13 protein-coding genes are annotated in these 16,207 nt (G+C 64.2%); 3 read left to right on the forward strand and 10 right to left on the reverse strand.

The genetic code is table 11. From position 1 onward, the window contains the following. Positions 1 to 638: 638 nt before the first annotated feature. The 3 genes from GF399_01765 (at position 639) to GF399_01775 (ending at position 2,795) form a co-directional block, all read left to right on the forward strand. Positions 639 to 1,355 carry a hypothetical protein gene (locus tag GF399_01765; GenBank protein MBD3399040.1) on the forward strand — a complete coding sequence of 239 codons (717 nt, stop codon included), beginning with the start codon at positions 639 to 641 and terminating at the stop codon, positions 1,353 to 1,355. A gap of 327 nt (positions 1,356 to 1,682) precedes the next feature. Further along, positions 1,683 to 2,138 carry a hypothetical protein gene (locus tag GF399_01770; GenBank protein MBD3399041.1) on the forward strand — a complete coding sequence of 152 codons (456 nt, stop codon included), beginning with the start codon at positions 1,683 to 1,685 and terminating at the stop codon, positions 2,136 to 2,138. A 135-nt stretch (positions 2,139 to 2,273) separates the two neighbouring features. Beyond that, positions 2,274 to 2,795 carry a hypothetical protein gene (locus tag GF399_01775; GenBank protein ID MBD3399042.1) on the forward strand — a complete coding sequence of 174 codons (522 nt, stop codon included), beginning with the start codon at positions 2,274 to 2,276 and terminating at the stop codon, positions 2,793 to 2,795. A gap of 270 nt (positions 2,796 to 3,065) precedes the next feature. On the opposite strand, the gene GF399_01780 is transcribed toward GF399_01775, so the two are convergent. The 10 genes from GF399_01780 to GF399_01825 all read right to left on the reverse strand — a co-directional run bounded on the left by GF399_01780 (position 3,066) and on the right by GF399_01825 (position 16,004). Next, on the reverse strand, positions 3,066 to 4,148 hold the full coding sequence (locus GF399_01780) for a DUF1385 domain-containing protein (GenBank protein ID MBD3399043.1): 1,083 nt from the start codon (positions 4,146 to 4,148) through the stop codon (positions 3,066 to 3,068). A 258-nt stretch (positions 4,149 to 4,406) separates the two neighbouring features. After that, positions 4,407 to 5,609 (reverse strand): aminotransferase class I/II-fold pyridoxal phosphate-dependent enzyme, encoded by a 1,203-nt coding sequence (locus GF399_01785; GenBank protein MBD3399044.1) that lies wholly within the window; start codon positions 5,607 to 5,609, stop codon positions 4,407 to 4,409. A gap of 383 nt (positions 5,610 to 5,992) precedes the next feature. After that, complete coding sequence (locus GF399_01790; protein ID MBD3399045.1) at positions 5,993 to 6,424, reverse strand: arsenate reductase ArsC; 432 nt, start codon at positions 6,422 to 6,424, stop codon at positions 5,993 to 5,995. A gap of 507 nt (positions 6,425 to 6,931) precedes the next feature. Continuing rightward, positions 6,932 to 7,183: a thioredoxin family protein gene (locus GF399_01795; protein MBD3399046.1), complete on the reverse strand. Its 252-nt coding sequence runs from the start codon at positions 7,181 to 7,183 to the stop codon at positions 6,932 to 6,934. 28 nt (positions 7,184 to 7,211) lie between these two features. Next, positions 7,212 to 8,384 carry a permease gene (locus tag GF399_01800; GenBank protein MBD3399047.1) on the reverse strand — a complete coding sequence of 391 codons (1,173 nt, stop codon included), beginning with the start codon at positions 8,382 to 8,384 and terminating at the stop codon, positions 7,212 to 7,214. Beyond that, complete coding sequence (locus GF399_01805; GenBank protein MBD3399048.1) at positions 8,381 to 8,689, reverse strand: metalloregulator ArsR/SmtB family transcription factor; 309 nt, start codon at positions 8,687 to 8,689, stop codon at positions 8,381 to 8,383. The genes GF399_01800 and GF399_01805 overlap by 4 nt, the downstream gene beginning before the upstream one ends. A gap of 1,191 nt (positions 8,690 to 9,880) precedes the next feature. Then, positions 9,881 to 11,323: an Asp-tRNA(Asn)/Glu-tRNA(Gln) amidotransferase subunit GatA gene (gene gatA, locus GF399_01810; protein MBD3399049.1), complete on the reverse strand. Its 1,443-nt coding sequence runs from the start codon at positions 11,321 to 11,323 to the stop codon at positions 9,881 to 9,883. A 25-nt stretch (positions 11,324 to 11,348) separates the two neighbouring features. Beyond that, a complete protein-coding gene (locus GF399_01815) occupies positions 11,349 to 12,008 on the reverse strand; it encodes an HAD-IA family hydrolase (protein MBD3399050.1) in 660 nt (219 codons plus the stop codon). A 466-nt stretch (positions 12,009 to 12,474) separates the two neighbouring features. Further along, positions 12,475 to 13,260, reverse strand: a complete 786-nt coding sequence (locus GF399_01820; GenBank protein MBD3399051.1) for a hypothetical protein — start codon at positions 13,258 to 13,260, stop codon at positions 12,475 to 12,477. A gap of 1,580 nt (positions 13,261 to 14,840) precedes the next feature. Then, entirely contained in the window at positions 14,841 to 16,004 is a 1,164-nt protein-coding gene (locus GF399_01825) for an acyl-CoA dehydrogenase (GenBank protein MBD3399052.1), read from the reverse strand. Positions 16,005 to 16,207: the final 203 nt, after the last annotated feature.

Raw genomic sequence — 16,207 nt, forward strand, 5'->3', positions numbered from 1 at the left:
CGCAGCGGTAGTGATAGCGCTAGTTGCACCTTGGACACTTGACGTGCCGGTCTCTAGTTCTGCTCTTCCCTGCCACATTGCCCCCTTTATTGGTGGCAGGATAACAGACTTGTTCACGCCGAGAAAAGTACCCAACTGCGATACCTGATGTTCATCTTCTGTGATGATCCCGTAAACTATCCCATAAACTGAAGGCCGGCCGACTGGAGCCTTGCAGCACCCCTGCTTTAACTGTGCGCCCGCGGTTTCCCAACCCCACTCCAACGTCTTGGAACCGACCGACCCGGCAGTTTTCGTATCCGTCATCCAACGTGGGGCAAGCGACGGCTCGACCGGCCCCAGGGCCGCGGTGACCGCCCGGCAGCCATCCCGGTTTCTTCCCTCCCCCAGCGTTATTCGCCACTGACCCCCCGAACCGAACAGACGGCCATTAGAGCCCGACCCGCGGCCCGTCACCGGTCTACCAAAAAGATCGACCGTCTCCTGATCCAGCGAGATACCAGACGCGAAGGACCATCATCCCCCTCAACGACGCCCAAAGAGCTCCGCAACCCTCCCCGAGCGTCCGAGATTGACCTTGCAGCCTCCACCGAACTCCGCTTATACTAGAAGCAAACGTACCAACCGGGAGGCAGGACATGGCTTACGGCAGCAGCGGAAAAGGGGCGGGCATCAGCATCGCTATCGGGATCTTCATCGTCTTGGCCGCCGTCGGCCTGTCATTCGCCACGGGGGGCGAGTTCAACTTCGGCTTCATCGTGCCGATCATCGTCATCCTGGCGATCAGCGGCTTCGTCCGCCGGATCAAACAGCAGGCCGAGGCCTCCAAGACCGGTACGAGCGGCAGCCGACCCCGGGTCACCCCTCGCCCGACGACGACCTCCTCGACCCCGCACATCGCGCACCGACCCTACCGGGCGGACCGGCCGCAGCGCCCCTACCGCGCCCCGACCACCGAACTGGAGTTCGACAGCCCCGACGAGGACGCCGCGGACGAGGATCTGGCCCTCTTCACCGAAATCGAGGACCAGGAGGAAGGCGCGACGACGGAAAGCTCCGTCGCCGAGGAGATCCGGCGCAAAGCCCGCGAGCGCCTCCGGGAGCGCGATGACAACGACGAAGGCTACAGCGACGAGTTTTACGAAGCAATGGCCGAGCGCCGCCGCAAGCGTAAACGGGAGACCGAGGAACTCGTCGACAGCATCCGTCAGCGACGAGATGCCGAGCACGGCCACGGAAGCGCCCAACCCGACCTGCCGCCCGGTCACATCCTCTGCCTTAACTGCGGCAACCTCTTCAAACCCGGCCTGTTCAGCAAAAAGTGCCCCAACTGCGGCGCCGAGGTCTCGACGTAACAAATCCCGACTTCACCGACCAGGACCAAGCCAAACCAGTTCGCTGAACATGAGCTCTCGTCGATGCAACGGACATGGCGGGACGAGGCTGCGCCGCCGGGGCTCCCCCGGCCGCCAGTCCCGTATTGATCGCATACAAGTCGACCCTCCGGCAACACACAGCAGCCTTGGGATCATCCAGCGCTGATGAACACCTTCCGTCCGGACCACCTCAGCAGGTCCTGATTGCTCCCCCAAACCGCTGTACGGCTTTACCGCTTTCCAACAGCCTTCCTCATCACGGCTTATGCCATGTCGGGTTGGATGTCGTTGAGTAATCCCTAAGCCTTGAACAGCCGTCCCTTCAGAAACCAACTGGATCGCGCCGCCGTATGCCTGACCAGCTGGCTGCGCCTCGTACTAATCCGCCTGCTCACCGGCCTCGGCATCGCTGGACTGACCGCCTGCGCGATCGGGATCCTGATCACTCTCGACGAAGGCACCCTGGACCTCAACGGCCTGGCTCTCCTCGCCGCCCTCCTGCTAACCGGCGGCCTGCTCCTCGGTCTCGGCCTGGACGCCGTCGACGAGTACCGCGGCCGGGGCCGCCGCTTCAAGTGGACCCGCCGCCTGGGCCTGCCGGCCCTTATTGCGGTTTCGATCACCCTACCCGGCGGCATCCTGCTCTTCTACCCCGACAACTGGCCCGCCTGGCTGGAATCAGCCGTCATCATCGCCTGCAGCCTGCTGTTGGTGGGAGCCTGTTTTGCATTGACCCGTCGTCGGCGGAATCCCGACGCCTAGAACGGCAGCAGTCGGCCAAGCGCAACCACCTCCAACCCGTCGGCCGACCTATTAGAACCACCGGCTCCGCCGCTCCGACAAGCCCAGCTTTCTTCTTCACCCGCCCGACCCTCCGCCCCGCCCGCGACAGCCGAGATGAACCCCCAAGAACTCTTCAACATCAGCAGCCTGACACGCTTCGCCCGCCGCCGCGCCCGCTCCTTCGGCATCCGCGTCCTCTTCGCCCTCGGCGCCGCCTGCATCATCGGCGCCGGCAACATCGTCTACTTCAGCCTACGGGAGGGCTGGTTCGGCCAAACCAGCCTGACCCTGGCCGGCGCCTGCCTGATCCCCGCCGCCGCCTTCATCGGCCTGGCCCTCGACGCCCACCGCCGCCGCGTCCGGCAAATCTACAAAGCCCTAACCGGCTGGACCACCGCCCTCCTCCTGCCCGGGCTCAGCCTCTCCACCTGGCTGATCTACCCCGGCCAGTGGCCCGCCTGGGCCTCCCTCGCCCTCACCGCCACCGCCGTCATCTACCTCGGCCTCCTCTTCGCCGGTCGGGCCCGCCGCAGCCGTCACCACCACCAGCACCCCGGCGACGACGACCCACCCGCGGACTACCCCGACTACGACGAGCTCGAAGAATACCCCCTCGACGACAACGACGAGCGCTGATGAGCCAACCCCGCCGACGAGACACCCAACCGCCGAAACCACACAACCCGCAGGCACCCCAGCCCGGCACTGGCACGGTTTTTGCGGAGGCCGAGCGTTATCATCAACCGTAACGGCGGCCGAGCTGCAAAAACCGTGCCAGTGCCGGGCGGGCCACCACCATAGCGGCAGCTTCCACGAAGATTGTCTCGTCGGCGGGCTGTATCGGGTTGTACAAAAAGCAACAACCGGGCCGGTGGGCCCGGTTGTTGCATAGGTTGAAAGCCTGGCTCAGGCGGCGACGGGGGCCTTTTCGTCACCGGGTTTCTCGACGGCGCCCTCGCGCTCGACGACGGCCTTGAAGGCGGTCATGGCGACCTCGACCTGATCGTCATCGGGCTCGACCGTGGTCAGCAACTGGGTGGCCAATCCCGGGGCGACGAAGAAGCGGGCCAGTTTCGAGCTAGGGTAACGCCCGGCCAGGCGGATCCACTCGTAGGCCAGACCGGCGACGACGGGGATCAGAGCGATACGCATCAGGATCACCAGCACGGTGTTGAGCCACTCGTAACGGGTGAGTTCCTGGATCCCCGGGATGGCGAAGACCAGGGAGTGAACGAGGACCAGGGCGATGAGCATGAAGACCAGGAAGCCGGTGCCGCAACGCGGATGCAGGCGGCTCATCGGGCGGGCGTTGGCCGGGGTCAGCTCCTTGTCGGCCTCGAAGGTGGCGATAGTCTTGTGTTCGGCGCCGTGGTAGCGGAAGAGGAGTCTGACGTCCTCCATGCGGCGGATCAGCAGCAGATAGGCGATGAAGATCAGCACCCGGACCAGGCCTTCGATCAGGTTGAAGAGGACGCCGCCCTCGGGCAGTAGGCGGGGCCAGAGCGCCTCGAAGCCCCGGGCCGCCCAGTAGGGCCCGATGATGAAGATGGCGATGCCCAGCAGCAGGCTGGGTACGAGCATCAACGCCGCCTTCTTGCCGGAGAGCAGACCGGGCTGCTCGTCGATGCCCTCGAGCGACTCGCCCTTCTCCGCCGCCTCCTTTTTCTGCTCCTCCTTCTCGGCGAAGTCCGCCGAGGCCGTCAGCGCCTTGACGCCGAGAACGGCGGAGTCCAGCACCATCGAGGAGCCGCGGAAGAAGGGCCAGCGGAAGACGCGCCACTTGAGGAATCTGGGCAGCGGCAGCTCCAGGGTCTCGATGCGCTCATCATACGGGCTGCGCAGGGCCATGAAGCAGGACTCCCGGCCGCGCATCATCACGCCGTTGATGACGGCCTGTCCGCCGATCATCTTTTTCTTCGACGGCCCCCGCGGCCGCTCAGCTTCACTTTCTGGCGGTTGCTCTACGGTTTTAAGGGTTTCCTCGGCCATCGAGCCTCAAATCTGGTTTATGCGCCGGCTGGGGCGCCGATGTTTCACGTGAAACAGCATTCCCGAGCGAAATTATAGACTATTCCACGCCCGTTTCCAAGTCTATCAACAACTGGTTCTACGCTGCGGCGGCGCCGTCCGTTCCTTGCGTTTCCGGGTATGGCGCCTTCGGGCAGTTTTCAAGTACAGCGGCGACGGCTCTTCATAAAACGGATCCACTTCGCTTCATCGGACGGAAAACCGGCCGTCGAACCCCGGCTACTCGATGATCCCCAGCTCGCGACCCGTCAAGGCCATGGTCTCCAGGGCGCGCTCGATCTGTTCGTCGCTGTGGGCCGCCGTCAGGCTGATGCGGATCAGCGCCCCGCCGGGGGGTACCGCCGGACTGATGACGGGATTGATGAAGACGCCGCGCTCCTGCAGCTTGATCGTCATCTCCCAGGCCGTGTCGTCCGCGCCGACCATCACGGGGATCACCGGGGTCTCGCTGCCGTAGGTGTCGAAACCCAGGTCGTCCAGGCCGCCCTTCATCTTGCGGGTGTTGTGCCACAGTCGGTCGAGGTGCTCGGGTTCTTCGATCATCACCCGGACGGCCTCCAGGGCCGCGGCGGCGTTGGGCGCCGGCAGGCTGGCCGAGAAGATCATCGAGCGGCTGATGTGCTGGATATAGTCCAGCACTATCTCCTCGCCGGCAATGAATCCGCCCACCGAGCCCAGGCTCTTGGAGAAGGTGCCCATGATCAGGTCCACCTTTTCCTCCAGACCGAAGTGCACGGCGGTGCCCTCGCCCCGGGGGCCCATCACCCCGATGGCGTGGGCCTCGTCGACCATTACCGCGGCGTTGTACTTGGCGGCCAGTTCGACGACTCTGGCCAGGGGGGCGATGTGGCCCTCCATGCTGAAGATGCCGTCAACGACGATCAGCTTGCCCTTGTTGGGCGGCAGCCAGAACAGGCGCTCCTCGAGGTGCTTCATGTCCATGTGCCGGTAACGTATCAGCTTGCCGTAGGACAAACGGGAACCCTCGTAGATCGAGGCATGGTTGAGTTTGTCGAGGATGATGTACTCGCCGCGGCCGACCAGGGAGCTGATCACGCCGAGGTTGGTCAGGAAGCCGGTGGTGAAGACCAGGGCCTTGGGTTTGTTGACCAGCTTGGCCAGCTCCTCCTCGAGCTCGAGGTGGATGTCCAGGGTGCCGTTGAGGAAGCGAGAACCGGCGCAGGAGGTGCCGTAGGTGTCCAGGGCGCGCTTGGCGGCCTCGATCACCCGCGGGTGATGGTTGAGCCCCAGATAGGAGTTGGAGCCCAGCATCAGCACCTGCTGACCTTCCATGGTCACTTCGTCGCAGACGCCCGAGGAGATGGGACGGAAGTAGGGATAGGTGCCGGCCTTGCGGGCCTCGCGTACCCGGGTGAACTGCTCGGATTTTACAAACAGCGGGTTGACCTTCTGCTTCACCATGCCTCCCCTGCGCTCACAGGTTCCGTCGGCCGATCGTGGGGGTGGACGAGCCGACGCGGGATTGCGCCAAGCGCAAAAGCCTAGAGTAGCAGAAGTCGGGCGTACGGTAAAGGTTTAGCTGCCCATTGCCGCCTTATTCTCGGCTCAGGGTGACAAAGAACCCCGCGACGTTCGGTTGCCGACTGTCCGGGTGGCGTCGACGACGATGTCTCCACGCTTCAGCCAATGTTACTCGCCCCGCGAGCCCAAAAAGGCGGCGGAGCAGCGGTCCATGCTCCGCCGAACGGGTCTATCAAGGGCGGCGTTGTGCGACGGTACGGTTGGCTATCGCGCCGCCCAACCGCTTCGCTCACTATGAGCGTTTTCGTCGGCCGGGCTGGCCGCTACACCAGAAAGCGCGGATAGCGCCGCTCCAGCAAGGTCCGGATCTCGGCCTCCAGCTCGTCGGCGGTGCGTCGGAAGGCGGCGGACCACTCTTGCTCGTCGGCCGCGGCCGGATCCTCCATGTCCCAGTGCAGCGTCCGCGCCCCGGGGATCCAGGGGCACTTCTCCTTGGCCGCCCGGCAGAGGGTGATCACCCAGGTGAAGGAATCCGCCGGCAGGTCTTCGATCCGCTTGGGCTCCATCCCCGCGGTTGCGATCCCCCGCCGTTCGAGCTCGGCCCGGGCCGCGGGGTGGACGCTGTCGGCGATGTCGAAGCCGGCGCTGTGGACCTCCAGCCGCCCGGCGGTCAATTGGCGGAAGATGCCCTCGGCCAGTTGGCTGCGGGCGTGGTTGTGGTCGCAGAGAAAGACGACTCGCAGTCGATTGTCCATTGTTGTTCCCCCGGGTGGTTACGGCTTGTCTGCGTCAGGCGGTGTTCGGGTGCAGGCAAGGGAAGGGAAGGGAAGCGCTCGCCGGTGGCGGTTCTGTGCTCGACAGCTAGTTCCGGCATCTGCGTTGGGTAGGCCGCGGCCCGGTTGCAATCCCTGCTGCAGGAAAAGACACCTGTCGCGCTTTTCCCCCGACGCTTCAACCCCGTCGCCGGTGCCCGAGAGCATCGTCAGCAACTCGTGGGACAGGTATGTCCGTGCTTCTTCGTTACGTCGGCCGGGGTCGATCGTTCGCCGTCCCGATACCGTTCACAATCTGTTGCTCTGCCAAGTGGCTCAGTCGTCCTCCCCAGCTCTCAGCGTCAGACACCCGGTTGTTTCCGGCATACCAGGGGCAGGGATAAGCCCCGCTGAGGGACGGTCCAGCTACATTGTTGACGGTCTTCGACTTGACTCATTGCCGCAGCGTTTGAGCTCGTCGTTTCGGGTGTTCACTGCGCAGCATCCGGCTCAGGCGTTCTCCGCGGCACTACCGCGCAGTTTTTCCTGAAGCTGGGCCACCGTCAGCAGGCGACCCTGGCTGACCAGCTTGCCGTCGATCTCCAGCCCCGGTGTGGCGGTCACCCCGGCGGCGGCGATGTCGTTCAAATCCTGGACCTTGATGACCGCGGCCTGGAGATCCAATCTTTCGAGTGCCACCATCACATTCTGGTGCAAGCGGGCGCAACGGCTGCAGCCCATGCCGTAGATACGTACCTGCATCAAAGTGTTCCTTTCCTTGTCGCCGTCGTCAGGCGACGGTAATGGTCGGGTACAGCAAGCCGAACAGGTATCCGGTGATCGTTGAAAAGACCACCACCAGGACCAGATAGACGGCGGTCTTCTTGGTTCCCAGCACGGAGCGGATGACGATCATGTTGGGCAGGGAGAGGGCCGGACCGGCCAACAGCATCGCCAGGGCGGGTCCGCCCCCCATCCCGGCGCCCAGCAGGGCCTGGAGGACGGGAACCTCGGTCAGCGTGCAGAAGTAGATCAGCGCCCCGGCGGCCGAGGCCAACAGGTTGGCGAGAAGCGTGTTGCCGCCGACGGCGGCTTCGATCCAGGCGGCTGGGATCAGACCCTCGGCGCCCGGTCGGCCGACGAGGAAACCGGCGATGATCACCCCGAGGAACAACAGCGGAACGATGCGCCCGACGAAATCCCACGTCTCCTCGCCCCACAGCCGCCAATGCTCCTTCTTCAGCCAGAAGAAAGCCGGCACCAGTACGACCAGGGCCGCGCCGCCGGCGAACAGCCAGCGGTTGTCGGCTATCAAGCCGCTGCGCCAGTTCAACAGGATCATGAAGGCCAGCAGGGCGACGAACAGGCTCACCAGCTTGGCCGAGGCCAGTTCCCGCGGGCCCTCCGCGGCCTGCGGATCATCCTGCCGCTGCAGCTCCGTCTGGCGCCGGTCCTCTTCGCGGCGGAACAGGACGCTCATCAACAGGCCGATGACGATACTGAAGACGATGGCGCCGACGGCTCGGGCGAGGCCCAGCTCCGGTCCCAGAACCGTCGCGGTGACCAGGATGGCGGCGACGTTGATCGCCGGACCGGCGTAGAGAAAGGTCACCGCCGGTCCCAGCCCGGCACCGCGGCTGTAAATCCCGGCGAACAGCGGCAGGATGGTGCAACTGCAGACGGCCAGCAGGGCTCCGGAAACGCTGGCCACGCCGTAGGCGATCACCTTCTTGGCCCCGGCGCCCAGGTACTTGAGAATCGCCCGCCGGGGAACGAAGGCCGCCAGCGCGCCGGCGATGACGAAGGCCGGCAGCATCCCGCTGGGGAAGTGGTTGCGGGCGTAGTCCTGGACCATGGTGACGGCCTCGCCGGCGGCGTCACGCACCCGCTCACCGCCCAGGGGCAGGAGGTAGAACAGCAGGAAGACGCCGACGATCAACAGGGCTTTGGTCCAGTTCTTCATTCGACCTCGCAGCTCACCGCGGTTTTCTCCGCTCGCAGACCGAACTTGCGCAGCATGTGATCGATGCGCTCGTCGGCTATGCTGTAGTAGTGACGCTGGGCGTCGTCGCGCCGCTTGACGATGCCCAGCTCCCTCAGTTTGATCAGGTGGCGGCTGACGTTGGATTGCTCGCCCAGGCCGGGGTAGAGCTGACAGACGCAGCGCTCTCCGTCCAGTAGCCGCAGAAGTAGACGCAGGCGGGTTTCGACGGCCAGGGCCTTGAAGATATTGAGGGTTCGATGCAGGGTCGCGCTTTGCTCATCCATCCGCTCTACCTCCCCGTTGTCGGTTCAAGCATTTTATGACCGTTAAGTCATATTCCACGGCAACCATATTACAAGTCGGCGATTTTATCAAGACCTTTTTCGACAACACCAAAACAGTAACTGGCCTGGTTGTTTACCTAACCGACCCCGAAAAAGGCGACCGGCGGCGAAGGGGCGGGAGCGTTGTTTCCTTTGGGGATCAATAAAAAGGGCTCTGGTCCACCATTGACGATTAAAGGTGGGGATACCCTAACGCCCATGGGTCGTCATCTGTTGTGATTATCATGTAGTCACGAGAGTTGACGGGATGCCGTCACGTCACGAGCAAAGGAGGCGCTGTGGCCGCCTGCTCAAAGGGTAATCCCCACAGGCACGTCAAGTGCGCGAAGGTAACTATCGCTATCACTACAGGTTAGGCGACGGGCAGCGGATGTGTAAGCGCCGTAGAACAGCGCGAGTTGATCGCCGCGCTGTTTTGGCTTGAAGCAACCGCGGCCCGAGCGGCCAAAAAGGTCGGCGTCCAGCCCAGTACGCTCGCCAAGCACTAGCGTATCATTGGCGAGCGGCGGCGAGGCGCCGGCGGATTAGCTTCTAGTAGCGATATGCCGTATTGCGCTGGTCCCCAGGTCCGTCGCGACCCGCGCCGCCGGAACGCCGAGCCGGAACAGACGGGCTATCTCACTGCGTTTTTCCGGCGGCGGCGCGTTACGACGCCCCGGGGACGACGCTTGAACAGCTTGTCGCGACGTTATAATATTTGACTTCCCTCGGCGCAGCGGTAGTGGTAGCGGTAGTTGCAGCTGGAACTGGTGACGTGCCGGTCCCCCGACCCGCTCTTCCCCGCCACATTGTCACCCCTCGTCGGTGGCGGGATATTATCCTTGCTCACGCCGCTAAACTCAAACTGCAATGGCTGACGGTCATCTCATCTGATGATCCCGGCAACACTGCCGCAGTGCATGGCCTGCGAATCAATAACTGACTATCTTAATCCAGGTTACAGGTCTGTCGCGGTCGCTTTCCGCTGGGTGATCCCTTGGCGCTTACGCAGCTCAATCACGCGCAACGGCGGTCGCGTCGGGTTTGCGGCCGTGGTCGCCAGGTTGGCCCGCCGTCGACGATTCCGCGGCGGCGCCGATAACAAACAGCGGCCCCGGAGGACCGCTGCTCGATCGTCGGGCTGGAGCCGGTTCAGCGGCGGCCGAGGTCCTCGGCGGCGCCGAGGATCCGCTCCTCGGCGAAGCGCGGACCCAGCAGTTGCATACCGATGGGCAGGCCGGCGTCATCGGCGCCCCAGGGCAGCGACAGCGCCGGGATGCCGGCCAGATTGGCCGGGTTGGTGAACATATCCGCCAGGTACATCGCCAGGGGGTCAGCCGTTTTCTCGCCGAGCCGGAAAGCCGTCGTCGGCGTCGTCGGGCAGACGATCAGCTCGACGTCGGCGAAGGCCCGCTCGAACTCGCGCCGGATCAGCGTACGCACCTTCTGGGCCCGCAGGTAATAGGCGTCGTAATAGCCCTCGGCCAGGGAGAAGGTCCCCAGCATGATCCGCCGCTTGACCTCGTCGCCGAAGCCCAATCCCCGGCTGGCGGCGTAGCTGCGCTGCAGGCGGTCGGCTGCCGGTCCGCTGACCACGTCGGCGGGATGCTCAGCGCGGCGGACGCCGTAGTTGATACCGTCGAAGCGGGCCAGATTGGCCGAGGCCTCGGCGATCGCCGTCAGCATATAGACCGCCGTCGAGTGGACGATCGTCGGCAGGGAGACCTCGACGACTTCGCAGCCCAGCTTGCGCAACGCCTCGAGCAGCCCTTCGAGGGCCCGCTCAACCGCGGGCTGCAACCCCACGAGTCGGCGGAATTCCTTGATTACACCGACTTTTCCGGCATTGAAAACGGCGGGGGGAGTGGCGGGCGGCGGCGCGCTGGTGGCGTCGGCGGCGTCCGGACCGGCGCAAACCTCGAGGGCCAGGCGCAGGTCGTCGGCGTGCCGGGCGAACAGCCCGATCTGGTCCATCGAGCTGGCGAAGGCCACCAGACCGTGACGGGAGAGACGACCGTAGGTGGGCTTGAGGCCGTAGACGCCGCAGAAGGCCGCCGGCTGGCGCACGCTGCCACCGGTGTCCGAGCCCAGGGCCAACGGCGCGGCCCCGACGGCCACGGCCACGGCGCTGCCGCCCGAGGAGCCCCCCGGCACACGCCGGGTCGCGTGGGGGTTGAGCACTGGTCCGTACGCGCTGGTCTCGTTGGAGGAACCGAAGGCGAACTCGTCGAGGTTGGTCTTGCCGATAACCACGGCGCCGGCGTCTTCCAGGCGCTGCAGTACCGTGGCCGTGTAGCTCGGACGGTAGCCCTCGAGCAAGCGGCTGGCGCAGGTCGTCGGCGCGCCGCTCCAGCAGATGTTGTCCTTGACGGCCAGGGGAATGCCAAAAAGCTGACTGTCTGCCGGCTTTGCGGCGGACAGTTGTTCAACTCGCTTTTCCAGCGCGCGCGCGTTAATAACCTCGATGAAGGCGTTGAAATCCTTCTTGGCGGCCAGCGCCTTTTCCCGGTATCCCTCGAGATATGGCGCCAGTCGGGCCTTTTCCCGATTGTCTCGGCTTGTTTGTCTTATCGCCTTCTCGGACATACCTTCCATCCCGCTTGTTGATAACTTGTTGAAATCAGCGGCCCAGCCGTTGAGCCAGCACGTCCAGGTCACGCACCTCGGCCCACAACCGCTCGGCGTAATCCTCGTATCCCTCGAGGCGCCGTTCGTAGCGCCGGATCAGCACCGCGGCCGTCCCCGCCTCGAGGGCCGGGGCGCAGTCGGTGACTATCCGGTCGCCGACCATCAGGATCTTCCCCGGCGCGGCGCCCGTCGCCTCGATCAGACCGGCGAAGAACTCCGGTCGGGGTTTGTTGTACCCCACCTCGCCGGCCAGGTGGAGGTGGGAGAAATGCTCCGTCAAACCGTAATGCTCCAGCCAGGGTCGGGCCAACCCCAGGGTGTTACTGGCCAGAGCCAGTTTGTAGCCGCCGCTCAACCGGTCCAGCGCCTCGGGAACCTCGGCGTAGGGCGGGATGTCGGCATCCTCCAGCGCTTCGACCACCCCCCGGCGGAAGCCCTGCAACAGCGAGGGCCAGTCGTCCGTCCCCGCCCCGGCGGCCGCCTGCCGCAGGACGGCCATCAGCGATTTCTCCGCGCGATGGCGCTCCCGTACCTCGTCGACGCTCAGCCCGAGTAACCGCGCCGCCACGACGAGCATCGGCTCCAGGGTACCGCGGTCGTCGTGCAGCACCCCGCCCAGATCCAGGCAGATCCACTCGAAGGAGTTGCTCATCGCTCAGCTCTCGTTTCCGGTTCGGCAGCGTCCCGCTGGTCAAGTCTGATTGAAGCGCGTCTGCTGCTGTTAAGCGCCACGGCCTCGAGGTGGAGAAAAAGACCGGCGCGGATAGATTGACGGCTGGTAGGGACCGACGCCTTGCCAACCGCCTGTTCAGCTCGGTTTTCAACCGTCGGACAACCAGCACTGCAGCCTGCGCCGCACCTCGGTTTCATTGAATGCCGGCCGGGATGCACTCGGGTGTAAACACGGAGCGACGGATGCAGCGTCAGCGACGGCAACAGTCTTAGATCGATTCGCTGTCGGCAGCCGGCTCCCGGGGCGCCGGGGCTGAAAGACGGGACCTTCATCGAGTTGAAAAACGACGAACCGTCGGCTGGTCGACTACGGCTCCCCCATGTAGTCCGCCCCAGGTCGGCGGCCGGATACAACCACTGACGGCTACGCCGCAGACCTCAGCCGTCTAATCGACGAACCTGGGCGGCCGTTTCTCGACGAAGGCGGTCATGCCCTCCCGGGCCTCGTTCCCCGCGAACAGATCGCCGAAGGCCCGGGCCTCCAGCTCGTATTCCTCTTTCAAAGCGCCCCAGACGCCGTCCTGGATGACCCGTTTGGCCGCGGCCACGCTGACGGGACCCCGGGAGGCGATCTGCTCGGCCCAGTGCCGGGCCGTCGGCAACAGGCTCTCCGCCTCGACCACGCGGTTGACCAGGCCGATCCGCCGGGCCTCGTCGGCCTTGACCTGACCGCCGATCAGGATCAGTTCCTTGGCTTTGGCCGGGCCGACGATACGGGGCAGGCGCTGGGTACCGCCGAAGCCGGGGATCAAGCCCAGTTGGACCTCGGGCTGTCCCAGCACGGCCTGTTCCGCGGCCAGGCGCAGATCACAGGCCAGGGCCAGCTCGCAGCCGCCACCGAGGGCGTAACCGTTGAGGGCCGCGATAGTCACGCAGTCGAGGGCCTCCAGGCGGCGGAAAACGGCCTGACCTTGACGGCTGAACTCCAGGGCGGCCGGGCGATCCAGCGCCGCCATCTCCTTGATATCGGCGCCGGCGACGAAGGCCCGTCCGGCGCCGGTGATGATCAGGCTGGAGACCTCGGCCGCCGCCAGCTCCCTTAGGTAGGCGTCCAGCTCGCCCTGCAAGGCGCCGTTGAGAGCGTTCATCTTCGGACGGTCGATCGTCAACAACCGCGCCGGACGACCGCCGTCGAACTCGATCCTCTCTTCGCGCAAGTACGCGTATGACATCGCCTGGCCTCCCTGTCCACATTTCCAGTCACGTCGGCTCAAGGGCTTACAGCGCGATCGCCGACTTAGGCGGTTCGCAATACGTCCAAGCTACTCTAGGCACTGTAGTTAACAATGATGCAATCGTCACAGCCCGTTTGTGGATAAGTACGTTAATCCCTGTTGATTGAGCCGTATTGGTTGTTTACAGCTTGTTATCGTTAAGGAGAACGCTGATGTATCCACTTTTTCCACACTTTTTCCACATGGGGGTGATTTGTTCTATCAGCTTGCCTCCACTGGAGCTGTCCTCTTGTGGGTCACCTCGGGGTCTGCTGGATCGCGCTGGACTTCTCCACGTGTTTATCAAGCCGTCCGGTTAAGCTTTAGCGTTGATAATACGACGCTTATCCTTTCCCACGGTCACTTATCCAGCTTTCCACAGCCCCTACTACTTACTACTGGGCTGCCCGATGGTTGGTGGTGTTGATTTCTCCTTCAACCAAGCTGTTATCCAACCATTCAGCCAATCAGTCATCTGTAACAGTCACCAGTGGCACGGCAGTTCGAAGCGGCCGGTGGAGATTGTTCGAGCTCTTCGGTGAAGGCCTTACGAAACCGGATCGGACCAAATCCGGCCAATTGCGGGCGGTTAAGCCGGTCTTCTCCGGCCAGCGGAGATGCTGCGTTGTTGATCAAACACACGCTAAGTATGCCCCAAGTGCTTGTTATTCGATGATCTGGACATAGTTCGCCGGCCGTCGCCCGGGCCAAGGCAGGCCTGCTGTTGTCCGGCTTTCCTTTCGTTCCCGCCCGTGTTAGCCGCCAGTTATAGCCTACGCGCTTTGTGAGAAGCATGCGAGGATCATCGCTCGTATTGTCAGCAGGTTATCAGCATGATCCGCTCTGGACGGGGTCTGCGATCCCCTGGCGAATCTGGGCCTTAACGAATCGCGCAAGATCAGCGTGGGATTCCGCCCGCCGCTGAACCTGTCCGCCGAGAGCGGAAAGTAACTGATAGCGCGAAAAGGGCCGAATGAAAACCGGGGCGTGGAACAGAGTTCCGACGGCCTTACAATCTATACAATTGGCAGTCCCGGCCGTCTGGAGTTGAGCGGTTGAAAGTAAGGCATTCGCCGTTACGTTGAGTTGATCAGCGTCAAGCAGCGAAACTGACACTCCCGGTCCGCCGCCGGCGGTAGCGCGCCGTTGAAAAGCGCTCGAGAGCCATAGGCCGGACTGGACAACGCGCGTGATCAACCCGCCGTTGACGGCCTGTGCAACGATCAGCTATTGAAGTGCAGCAGGTAGATACTCCCAGGTGATTCCAAGACAGATCATTCTGTCAAGCAAAGCGATCGGTGCGCAGGTTAAGGGGCCCCCTGCTCCCGCGTCTGGGGTCAGGTCTGCAGAGTAACCTTCATCCGTCCGATCCGGGCGGGGAGGTCGGGCGCGCCCCGCACCACCGGGGGACCGGTCTGCATCACTGGGCAGGAGTCCCGCACGGTGAAAAGACGACGACGACCCGCGCTAGCGCCGATGACGACGCGGGTGGACCCGGCCGCACGGCTGTCGGCCGACCGCGGACGATCCGAGCCGGCTTACTTGCCGCTCCGGGCGGCGGATTCCTTGATCAGGCTGGTGGCGATGACCAGGCGCTGGATCTGGTTGGTTCCCTCGTAGATCTGGGTGATCTTGGCGTCACGCATCAGCTTCTCCGCCGGGTAGTCCTTCATGTAGCCGTAACCGCCCATGACCTGGACCGCGTCCGTGGTCACCCGCATGGCGACGTCGGACGCGTAGAGCTTGGACATGGCGCTGATCTTGGAGATGCTCTTGTTGCCGGCGTCGATGTAACGGGCGGCCTTGTAGATCAGGCTGCGGGCGGCCTCGATCTCCGTCGCCATATCGGCCAGCATGAACTGGATGGCCTGGAAGCTGGAGATGGTCTTGCCGAACTGCACGCGCTCCCGGGAGTAGTTGACGGCCAGCTCGAAAGCCGCCTGGGCGATACCCACCGCCTGGGCGGCCACCCCCGGACGGGTGCGGTCCAGGGTGCGCATCGCCACGGCGAAGCCCAACCCCTCGCGGCCCAGTAGGTTCTCTTTGGGTACGAAGCAGTCGGAGAAGGACAGCTCCCGGGTCGAGGAGGCCCGGATGCCCATCTTGTCCTCCTTCTTGCCGTAGTTGAAACCCTCGACACCCTCCTCGACGATGAAGGCCGAGACCCCGCGGGAGCCCTTGGCGCGATCGGTCACGGCGAAGACGACGTAGATCTTGGCCTCGCCGCCGTTGGTGATCCACTGCTTGGTGCCGTTGAGTACATAGCCGCCCTCAACCTTCTTCGCCGTGGTCCGCTGACCGCCGGCGTCCGAGCCCGCCTCGGGCTCGGTCAGCGCGAAGCCGCAGAGCTTCTCCCCCGCGGCCACCTGGGGCAGGTACCGCTTCTTCTGCTCCTCGGAGCCGAAGAGGATGATCGGGTAGGCGCCCAATGCCGTACCCGCCAGGGCCAGGGCGATACCACCGCAACCACGGCTGAGCTCCTCGGTGACGATGGCCAGATCGAGGATGCCCCCGCCCAGGCCGTCGTAAGCCGTGGGGATGAAGGTCCGGAACATGTCCGTCTGGGCGAAGACCTTGACGATCGGCCAGGGGAACTCCTGCTTGGCGTCGTACTCGGCGGCGACCGGCTTGATCTTCTCTTCGGCGATCCGCCGGGCCAGGTCGCGCATCTCCTGCTGCTCGAGGCTCAGCTCGTTGTCCATCGGGCTCTCCTGTGGATGGCGCTTGCGGTCAATGCGTAATCACGTTTGATTGTAGCACAACCCCCGCCGCCTTGCCCGGCGCCGGTGAAACCGACCGGACTCCTGCTGGTCGCCGCGCAATCCGCCGCTGAACTGGCACGGTTTTTGCATCTCGGCGACCGTTCGAGTGAAAGCAAACGGTTCACCTCCGCAAAAACCGTGCC

The sequence above is a fragment of the Candidatus Coatesbacteria bacterium genome, assembly GCA_014728225.1.
Classification (GTDB): Bacteria; RBG-13-66-14; RBG-13-66-14; order RBG-13-66-14; family RBG-13-66-14; genus WJLX01.